General features: G+C 69.7%; 2 protein-coding genes. Both read left to right on the top strand.

From position 1 onward, the window contains the following. Positions 1 to 117 precede the first annotated feature (117 nt). Positions 118 to 723 carry a riboflavin synthase gene (locus K0M70_RS09205; protein ID WP_290781526.1) on the top strand — a complete coding sequence of 202 codons (606 nt, stop codon included), beginning with the start codon at positions 118 to 120 and terminating at the stop codon, positions 721 to 723. Beyond that, a complete protein-coding gene (ribB, locus tag K0M70_RS09200; protein ID WP_290781524.1) occupies positions 720 to 1,811 on the top strand; it encodes a 3,4-dihydroxy-2-butanone-4-phosphate synthase in 1,092 nt (363 codons plus the stop codon). Before K0M70_RS09205 ends, ribB begins: the two co-directional genes overlap by 4 nt. Positions 1,812 to 1,857 lie beyond the last annotated feature (46 nt).

Raw genomic sequence — 1,857 nt, 5'->3', positions numbered from 1 at the left:
ACCTGACCCCGTTCCTGCGTCGGATAGCAGCGTTCCGGGGGCGGTGGGGGCGTTGAGGCGCTGGCTGCAGGGCAAAGCCTTACAATGGCGGCCCGCCCGATTGCGCACGCACACCTTATGTTCACAGGCTTGATCCAGGCCGTAGGCCGACTCACCCAGCGCGACGTCCGCGGCGGCGACCAGCGGCTGCGGTTCGGCTGGGGTGCGCTGCCGGCGCACGACATCGAGTTGGGCGAGTCCATCGCCGTCAGCGGCTGCTGCCTCACGGTGGTGGCCTTCGACGCGCAGGGTTTCGACGCCGATGTGTCCAACGAAAGCCTCATGCTCACCACGCTGGGCGGCTTGCCGATCGGTGCCGCGGTGAACCTCGAGCGCAGCCTGCTGCCCACCACGCGCCTGGGCGGGCATCTGGTGTCGGGCCACGTGGACGGCCTGGGCGCGGTGGACAAGGTCTGGGACGACGGCCGCAGCCAGCGCTGGCGCTTCACGGCGCCGCGAGGCGTGCTTCGCTATCTTGCCGCCAAGGGTTCAGTGGCGGTGGATGGCGTCAGCCTCACCGTCAACGCCGTGGACGACGTCGGGTTCGAAGTGAACCTGGTGCCGCACACCGTCGCCCACACCGCCTTCGGCGAAACCGCCGTCGGCGCCGCCGTCAATCTTGAGGTGGACACCATCGCCCGCTACGTCGAGCGCCTGCTGGCCACCCGCGAGGAATCCGCATGAGTTTCGCCACCGTTCCCGAGCTGCTGGAAGAACTGCGGCAGGGCCGCATGGTCGTGATCGTTGACGACGAGGACCGTGAGAACGAGGGCGACCTGATCATGGCCGCCGAGCTGGTGAAGCCGTCCGACATCAACTTCATGGTGACCCACGCCCGGGGGCTGGTGTGCCTGTCGCTGACGCGCGAGCGCTGCCGCCAGCTGGGCCTGGGCCCGATGGTGCGCGACAACAACTCGCCCTACCACACCAACTTCACCGTCAGCATCGAAGCGGCCGAAGGCGTCACCACCGGCATCAGCGCCTACGACCGCGCGCACACCATCCGCACGGCGGTGCGCCCGGATGCCAGCGTCGAACACCTCACCCAGCCCGGCCACATCTTCCCGCTGATGGCCCAGCCCGGCGGCGTGCTCACGCGCAGCGGCCACACCGAAGCGGCCAGCGACCTGGCCCTGCTGGCGGGCCTGGAGCCGGCCGGCGTGCTGGTGGAAATCCTCAACGCCGACGGCTCGATGGCGCGACGTCCCGAGCTGGAGCTGTTCGCGAAGGAACACGGCCTCAAGATCGGCTCGATCGAGGAGCTCATCCGCTACCGCCTGGAAACCGAGCACACGGTGGAGCGCGTGGACGAGCGCGACATCACCACCGCGCACGGCGCGTTCAAGCTGGTGACCTACCGCGACCGCGTCAGCCGCGACCTGCACTTTGCGCTGGTGCACGGCCAGCCGCGTGCCGACGTGCCCACCCTGGTGCGCGTGCACGTCAAGAACCCGCTTTCGGACGTGCTGCACTGGCAGCGCGCCGATTTCGGCGTCAGCGCCAGCCAGGCCCTGGCCGCCGTGGCCCAGGCGGGCGAGGGCGTGGTGGTGGTGCTGGCCGAGCCCATCACCCCCGACGACCTGCTGGCGCGAATCACCGAAAGCGGCGCCCAGGCGCAGGCGCCCAAGGCCAGCGAATGGCGCCGCAACGGTGCCGGCGCCCAGATCCTGGCCGACCTGGGCCTGGGCAAGCTGCGGGTGCTGGGCACGCCGCGCCGCCAGATCGGCCTGGCCGGCTACGGCCTCGAAGTCGTCGAATACGTCACGCCCTGAGCCAAGATCAGGGCAGGAACGGGGTCAGGTTAACTTTCCCCGGAGA

Origin of the sequence: Arenimonas sp., from assembly GCF_019459675.1 — a bacterium.
GTDB lineage: Bacteria > Pseudomonadota > Gammaproteobacteria > Xanthomonadales > Xanthomonadaceae > Arenimonas.
Note: the sequence above shows the minus strand (reverse complement) of the source record. Positions and strands in the feature narration are given on the sequence as shown.

Excerpts from the sequence above, each read along its gene's own strand:
- ribB (WP_290781524.1), top strand. The coding sequence starts at position 720 with ATGAGTTTCGCCACCGTTCCCGAGCTGCTGGAAGAACTGCGGCAGGGC.
- K0M70_RS09205 (WP_290781526.1), top strand. The coding sequence starts at position 118 with ATGTTCACAGGCTTGATCCAGGCCGTAGGCCGACTCACCCAGCGCGAC.